Annotated in this window: 6 protein-coding genes; 2 read left to right on the forward strand and 4 right to left on the reverse strand. The window is 61.1% G+C overall.

All coding sequences use genetic code 11. The annotated features are described in order from the left end of the window. Positions 1 to 14: 14 nt before the first annotated feature. From Cth01_RS18835 to trxA, 4 genes are all read right to left on the reverse strand, one after another. Positions 15 to 1,094: an HlyD family secretion protein gene (locus Cth01_RS18835; protein ID WP_045840071.1), complete on the reverse strand. Its 1,080-nt coding sequence runs from the start codon at positions 1,092 to 1,094 to the stop codon at positions 15 to 17. Between the two features lie 11 nt (positions 1,095 to 1,105). After that, positions 1,106 to 2,548 (reverse strand): efflux transporter outer membrane subunit, encoded by a 1,443-nt coding sequence (locus tag Cth01_RS18840; RefSeq protein WP_045840072.1) that lies wholly within the window; start codon positions 2,546 to 2,548, stop codon positions 1,106 to 1,108. A 230-nt stretch (positions 2,549 to 2,778) separates the two neighbouring features. Beyond that, the gene (gene rho / locus Cth01_RS18845) at positions 2,779 to 4,041 is read right to left on the reverse strand and encodes a transcription termination factor Rho (RefSeq protein WP_012839098.1); all 1,263 of its coding nucleotides are present in this window, start codon (positions 4,039 to 4,041) and stop codon (positions 2,779 to 2,781) included. Positions 4,042 to 4,326: 285 nt separating this feature from the next. After that, the gene (gene trxA / locus Cth01_RS18850) at positions 4,327 to 4,656 is read right to left on the reverse strand and encodes a thioredoxin TrxA (RefSeq protein ID WP_003053480.1); all 330 of its coding nucleotides are present in this window, start codon (positions 4,654 to 4,656) and stop codon (positions 4,327 to 4,329) included. 213 nt (positions 4,657 to 4,869) lie between these two features. Between trxA and Cth01_RS18855 the strand changes: the two genes are divergently transcribed. Both Cth01_RS18855 and Cth01_RS18860 read left to right on the forward strand, forming a co-directional pair. Beyond that, positions 4,870 to 6,156, forward strand: a complete 1,287-nt coding sequence (locus Cth01_RS18855) for a TIGR03862 family flavoprotein (protein ID WP_045840073.1) — start codon at positions 4,870 to 4,872, stop codon at positions 6,154 to 6,156. Between the two features lie 482 nt (positions 6,157 to 6,638). Next, positions 6,639 to 6,953: a hypothetical protein gene (locus Cth01_RS18860; RefSeq protein WP_003067300.1), complete on the forward strand. Its 315-nt coding sequence runs from the start codon at positions 6,639 to 6,641 to the stop codon at positions 6,951 to 6,953. Positions 6,954 to 6,999: the final 46 nt, after the last annotated feature.

A 6,999-nucleotide genomic window follows, 5' to 3' on the forward strand; every position in this document is an offset into this window, starting at 1 on the left:
TGGGGACGCAACGTTCAAGAGGCAGAAGCGTCGTCGGTGCGCAGTTCCAGCTTGGCCGGCCATTCGCGCTCTTTATCGAGCTTGATCCAGGCCACGCCGGGCAGGCCTGTCTTGACTTGAGTCAGGTGCTTTTGCAGCAGGTCCGGTGCAATACGTGCCTTGACGCGGAACATCAGCTTCTGTCTTTCGCTGGCCGTCTCCACAGTCTTGGGCGTGAATTGGGCGGTGCTGGCGACAAAGGACACCTGAGCCGGAATCACATACTGCGGAGCCGCATCCAGCACGATGCGCACCTCGGTGCCAAGGGCCACTCGGCCTGCCACGGTCTCGGGCAGGAAGAAGCTGATGTAGACGTCCGAGACATCCACCATGTTCAGCACCTTGCCGCCTGCGCCGATCACCTCGCCGGGCTGGGCCAGCCGGTATTGCACGCGGCCATCGCGCGGGGCGGTGAGTTCGCTGTCCTTCACATCGGCATCGATGCGCTGGACGGTGGCGGCAGCGGCCGTCACAGCCGATTCCGCACCTATGGTCTGGGCCTTGGCAGCGTCGATGGCCGCCTTGGCGGCCGTGGCCTGGGCCTGGGCGGCCTTGAGCGCGGCCTGGGCGCCACGCACGCGGGCCCGGTCGTCGTCCAGCTCCTGCTCCGATGAAGCACCTTCGCGTGCCAGGGTCTCGGAGCGCTTGACGCGGCGCAGCGCTGCATCCAGTTCGGCCTCGCGCTGGGCCACGGTGGCCATGGTGGCCGCGTACTGGCTTTCGCGCAGCGCGATTTCGGCGCGAGCCGAGGTCACCGCATGAGAGGCGCGCTCACGACCGGCTATGGCTTCGCGCTGCTGAGCCTGCAGGCTTTCGATCTGCATGCGCGCCAGTGGCTGACCGGCTTTCACGAACTCGCCTTCCTGCACCAGGATTTCAGCGATGCGGCCGGCGTATTTGGTGGCGACGTCGATTTCGGTGGCTTCGATGCGGCCGTTGCCGCTGACGAGGCCTTCGGATGCCTGTGCGCTGCGCCATTGCTGCCAGCCATAGGCGCCCAGGGCGGCAGCGGCAACGATGAGCGCGGCGATGGTCAATTTCTTGTTCATGGACATGGATTCGCTGGTCAAGGTTGGAGGGCCGCAGAGGTGGGGGCGCTGCTCTGGCCTTGGGCCAAGTAGCCTCCACCCAAAGCGGCATACAGAGCGACCTGGGTGGACAGCAGGGCCTCGCGGCCCTGAACCAGTTGCTGCTCGGCACTCAGCAGGTCGCGTTCGGCATCCAGCACATCGAGATAGGGCGAGGCTCCCTGGTCATAGCGCAGCCGGGCCAGTCGGGCGCGCTCCTTGAGTGCTGCGCGCTGATCGGTCAGCACCACGAGCTGCTGCTCGAGCATGGTGCGGCTGGACAGCGCGTCCAGCACTTCGCGCATTGCTGTCTCTATGGTTTTTTCGTACTGGACGACCGCCATGTTCTGTCGCACGGCCTGCAGATTCAGGTTGGCCTGGCGCTGGCCGCCGTCAAAGATCGGCAGCGAAATCGTGGGAGCAAACTGCCAGGCACGGCTGCCGCTTCTGAACAGGCCGTCGAGTTCGGCGCTGGCCGTGCCCCAGCTGCCGGTCAGCGCGATACGGGGCAGAAACGCGGCGCGTGCGGCGGCCACGTTGGCTTTGGCCGCCTGCAGCCCGTACTCGGCGGCAATGATGTCGGGGCGCTGTGTCAGCAGATCGGACGGCAGGCCTTCGGGAATCGGTTTCAGGATCCCGGCGGTGGAGCTGCTCTCCGGCAAGCGGTCTGCATCCATTCCTGTGAGCTGCTGCAGTGCATTGGCCTGCAGCGCGCGCTGCTGTGCCAGCTGGGTGCCTATGGCCTTGGCCTGGTGAACCAGAGTCTGTACCTGCGTGAGCGCATAGCGTGAAGTGGAGCCCACCTCGGTGCGGCGCTTGAAGATGCGCAGCGATTCCTCTCGGCTGGCAATCGTGCGCTGGGTCAGGGCCAGGCGCTCATCCAGGCTGCGCAGGGCCAGATAGTTCAGTGCCACCTGCTTGACGAGACTGGATTGAACCGCATGCTGCGTGGCATCCAGCGCCAGATAGTTGCCTAAAGCAGCCTCGCTGAGGCTTTTGACACGGCCCCAAAGATCGAGTTCCCAGCTGTTGAGGCCGACAAAGACTTGCTGATCGCCGGCGACGACGGAGCGGCCACTGGCGTTGAGGTCGGCGGGAACACGTGCTCTGCCATGACTGCTGCCCAGGCCAATGCTCGGCAGTCGAGCAGCACTTTGTATGTCATAGGCAGCCTGGGCCTCCTGCACACGCAGCAATGCAAGGCGCTGGTCCTGATTGTGGGCAAGAGCTGCGCGAATCAGCTCCTGCAGGTTTTGGTCAAGGTAGAAGTCTTGCCAGGCAATCGATGCCGTATTTGCTGGCGCAGCGTTCTCTTGTTTTTTTGTCCACTCCTGAGGCCACTTGTCCGGCAGCTTGGCCTGGGCCTGTGGCTGCAGCATCGGCACCGTCGGGCTGCAGGCTGCCAGTGCTGCCAGCAATGTGGCTGCTGCCAGCAGGCGCATCGGTGTAGTGTTGTAGGGTGGTGTGCGATTTGCTGAAGGGGCCATGAATGCAGAACCTGCGACTTGAAAGCTTTTGGCTTCCGGTTATCGCAAGATTTGTATAGATGTGTATCCCTAGTATTGGGGGGTGGCTCGCAATTCAGTTTGAGCTAGGTCAAGCAATGGAGTCAAGCGCCAGAAACAACAAAGCCCCGCGAGGCGGGGCTTTGTTGTTCCGGTGCACGAAGGGCTTAGCCGCCGCGACGCATCATGTCGAAGAACTCCACATTGTTCTTGGTGGCCTTCATGTTCTTGATCATGAGTTCCATGGACTCGATCTCGTCCATGTTGTACATGAACTGACGCAGGATGCGGGTCTTCTGCAGAATCTCGGGAGGCAGCAGCAACTCTTCACGGCGGGTGCCGCTCTTGTTGAGCTCGATGGCCGGGAAGACGCGCTTCTCGTAGAGGCGACGATTCAGGTGCAGTTCGCTGTTGCCCGTGCCCTTGAATTCTTCAAAGATCACTTCGTCCATGCGGCTGCCGGTGTCGACCAGTGCAGTGGCGATGATGGTCAGGGAGCCACCTTCTTCCACATTGCGGGCGGCGCCGAAGAAGCGCTTGGGGCGCTGCAGGGCGTTGGAGTCCACACCGCCGGACAGCACCTTGCCCGACGAGGGCACGACGTTGTTGTAGGCGCGGGCCAGACGGGTGATGGAGTCCAGCAGGATGACCACATCCTTGCCCAGTTCCACCAGGCGCTTGGCGCGCTCGATCACCATTTCGGCGACATGCACGTGGCGGGTGGCAGGCTCGTCGAAGGTAGAGGCGATGATTTCGCCCTTGACCGAGCGCTGCATTTCCGTCACTTCTTCGGGGCGCTCGTCCACCAGCAGCACCATCAGGTGCACATCGGGGTGATTGGCGGTGATGGCGTGCGCAATGCTCTGCATCATCATGGTCTTGCCGCTCTTGGGCGGTGCCACGATCAGCGCGCGCTGGCCGCGGCCGATGGGGGCGATGATGTCGATGATGCGGCCGGTGATGTTCTCTTCGCCCTTGATGTCGCGCTCCAGGCGCATCTGTTCCTTGGGGAACAGAGGGGTCAGGTTTTCAAACAGCACCTTGTGCTTGTTTTGCTCGGGCGAATTGCCATTGACCTTGTCGAGCTTGGTCAGTGCGAAGTAGCGCTCGCCATCCTTGGGGATGCGCACTTCGCCTTCGATCATGTCGCCGGTGTGCAGGTTGAAGCGGCGCACCTGGCTGGGCGAGATGTAGATATCGTCGGTGCTGGCGGTGTAGCTGGTATCGGGGCTACGCAGAAAGCCGAAGCCATCGGGCAGGATTTCCAGCACGCCGTCGGCGAAGACCTGTTCACCGGCCTTGGCGCGCTTTTTGATGATGGCGAACATCAGTTCCTGCTTGCGCATGCGACCGACGTTTTCGATCTCAAGCGCTTCGGCCTGCTTCAAGACTTCAGACACGTGCAGTGCCTTGAGTTCATTAAGGTGCATGAAATGACTCCAAGCGTGGAGTGAGAATAACCAGGGGGGGAGGCGTAGAGCCTAACGAGACACTGTGAAAGTGGGCAGGCTTGCCTGAAGAAAATCCAGCGCGGTCCCATGCGGTGGCCGGCGGTTCATACATTATGACAGGAAAACTGGCGCAGCTTGCAAGCAATTTATCGAGGATTTGTCATCTGCAGCCTGTGCCGGGCCTGTAGCAGATGCAAATGGGGGTGGGCAGCGGGTGCCCAGAAGCAAACAGAGCTCCATTGGGAGCTCTGTTTGTTGAATGCATTAGATATGCTGGTCGAGGAAGGCGGACAGTTGCGTCTTGTTCAGCGCGCCAACCTTGGTGGCGGCCAGCTGGCCGTCCTTGAACAACATCAGTGTGGGAATGCCGCGAATGCCGAACTTGGCTGGGATCTCACGGTTTTCGTCCACATTCATCTTGGCGATCTGCACCTTGCCTTTGTAGCCTTCGGCTACATCGTCCAAGATGGGGGCGATCATCTTGCAAGGGCCGCACCATTCAGCCCAGTAATCCACCAGCACGGTCGTGCCGGGTTGCAGTACGTCAGACTCAAAGCTTGCATCCGTGATGTGCTTGATCAATTCGCTGGCCATTTGTAGTCCTGGATTTTCTTGAATCAAAAAGGTAGGCGGTCTATTCGCCTAGTGAGTTGATTGTGACAGAAACTCATCTCCCGCCACGGTGTGTGGCTGGTTGTTTGCAGCTATCACGCTAATAGTGCTCGCAATATTGCAGAAATGCCGTCGGTGGTATTCTGCGCACCCTTTGGCGGCCGGTGGCTGCCGGCAGATTGAGGTGGTAGAAGTATGAGTGTCTCGGAGCCCTTGATGGCCGATTCCGAATGGGTCTGTGATGTGGCAGTGATCGGTGCCGGGCCTGCAGGCTTGATGGCGGCCGAGCAATTGGCAAAGGCCGGCTTGTCGGTCAGAGTGTTCGAGGCGAAAGCCTCGGCGGCTCGCAAATTCCTCATGGCCGGCAAAGGCGGCCTCAATCTTACGCACTCCGAGGAGTTTTCGAGCTTTGTCACTCGCTATGGCTGCCGCTCTGCAGATTTGACTCCCTGGCTCGAAAAGTGGGGTGCGAGCGAGCTTCAGGCCTGGGTCAAAGAGCTGGGTTTTGATACCTTTGTGGGGACATCCGGAAGAGTGTTCCCTGCGGATATGAAGGCAGCGCCGCTGCTGCGTGCCTGGCTGGTGCGTATGAAGTCGCAGGGCGTGCAGTTTCATATGCGTCACCGCTGGGTCGGCTGGGCAGAGGATGGCAAGCCGGTTCTTCAGACAGAAAGTGCCAGGGTCAAGATTGGCTGCAAGGCTTTGGTGCTGGCGACGGGCGGCGGCAGCTGGGCGCGTCTGGGCTCGGACGGCGCTTGGGTTTCGCTGCTGCAGGACAGGGGGGTGGGCATTGCCCCGTTGCAGGCGGCCAACTGTGGCTTTGATGTGGGCTGGCCGCAAGGGCGTGAAGCCGGCTGGAGCGAGGTCTTTGCTCAGCGCTTTGCCGGGCAGCCGTTCAAGTCGGTGGTTTTGAAGTTTGCGGACGAGCAAGGTGCCGGCTTTGAGCGTCAGGGTGAATTTGTTGCGACGCAGACCGGGGTGGAGGGGAGTCTGATCTATGCTGTCTCCTCCCTGTTGCGGGACTGCATTGCCCGCCAGGGCGCTGCGTGCTTCGAGCTGGATCTGTTGCCGCAGTGGAGTGCGGAGCGTGTGCAGCAGGAGGTGATGCGGCCGCGCGGCTCGCGCAGTCTCAGCAGTCATCTCAAAGGGCGTCTGGGGCTTGATGGCATCAAGGCGGGTTTGCTGTATGAGGTGCTCGGCAAGGATGGCATGGCGGACATGAAGCGCCTGGCATCCACGATCAAGGCGGTGCCTTTGACGGTGATCGCGCCGCGTCCCATCGATGAGGCCATCAGCACTGCAGGCGGAGTTCGTCTGGAGGCTCTGGATGCGCGGAGTATGTGTGCCGCTCTGCCCGGCGTCTTCTGTGCGGGAGAAATGCTGGACTGGGAGGCCCCCACGGGCGGTTATCTGCTCACGGCCTGTATGTCCTCTGGTGTTCATGTGGCCGAAGGGGTGCTGAACTTCCTGCAGGGCAACTGACTCGCGAGCTTGTGCTTGTCTGTGCGGCGGAGGGCGCAGCATTGAACTCTGGGGCGATCCCGTCCTGATGGCGGGTGCTCTTGCCTGCCGCAGCGCATAGGCAGGCTAGGGTTGGCGGCAACTCGGCATTGCTGTTGCTATTTGGGCAGGCATCGAGCTGGGCCCCGGAGCATGGCTGCCATGAAGATCTTCAATCCGAGGGGAAGGTCCTTGCCCACCGGGCGATGCAGGAGCTCCCGGAAATACCCGGACATGTGTCTGATTGACTCTTGAGTTGGGCTTTGTGACAGGATGGCAGTGTCTTAAGCCCTGCCTGGGGCCGGCTTTGGGTGGGCGGCCGCAAGTGGCGGGCGCCCCTCCTACGAGGCGAACTCTTGCTGTGGGACAGATGTCTTGAACCGGAGACATTACGCTGGCAACATTGCTCCATCGGTTGAGGAGTCGTGACGGATTTGCGTTGTTACCGGAAAAGGAGGTTGGACATGTTTTTCGGCAAGATCTTCGGTTTTGGACGTTCCGAACCGCGCTATATCCGCCGTACGCGTGCCTATCTGCAAGAGGCGCGCATGGCTGTTCTGGAGCACACTATCGCGGCGGAGTACTACCAGTCCTCCGCTCAGATGTACGCCGAACGTGCTGCGCGACTGGAAGATGAATTGCGAGCCTGGGAGCAGGGCGAGCAGCATATTCCCGTGGTGCCGCATCACTATCCCTATGTCCCTCACTCTGCACACAAGGCCGTCGCCGTGGATGCGCCGCCCGTGGGTGCTTCGGTGGGCGTGGTGAGAGCTGCCTGAGCGGAGAAAAGAAAAAGCCTGTATGAATGCATACAGGCTTTTGAAT

Source organism: Comamonas thiooxydans (assembly GCF_000964545.1).
GTDB lineage: Bacteria > Pseudomonadota > Gammaproteobacteria > Burkholderiales > Burkholderiaceae_C > Comamonas > Comamonas thiooxydans.

Excerpts from the sequence above, each read along its gene's own strand:
- Cth01_RS18855 (WP_045840073.1), top strand. The coding sequence starts at position 4,870 with ATGAGTGTCTCGGAGCCCTTGATGGCCGATTCCGAATGGGTCTGTGAT.
- Cth01_RS18860 (WP_003067300.1), top strand. The coding sequence starts at position 6,639 with ATGTTTTTCGGCAAGATCTTCGGTTTTGGACGTTCCGAACCGCGCTAT.
- rho (WP_012839098.1), bottom strand. The coding sequence starts at position 4,041 with ATGCACCTTAATGAACTCAAGGCACTGCACGTGTCTGAAGTCTTGAAG.
- Cth01_RS18835 (WP_045840071.1), bottom strand. The coding sequence starts at position 1,094 with ATGTCCATGAACAAGAAATTGACCATCGCCGCGCTCATCGTTGCCGCT.
- Cth01_RS18840 (WP_045840072.1), bottom strand. The coding sequence starts at position 2,548 with ATGCGCCTGCTGGCAGCAGCCACATTGCTGGCAGCACTGGCAGCCTGC.
- trxA (WP_003053480.1), bottom strand. The coding sequence starts at position 4,656 with ATGGCCAGCGAATTGATCAAGCACATCACGGATGCAAGCTTTGAGTCT.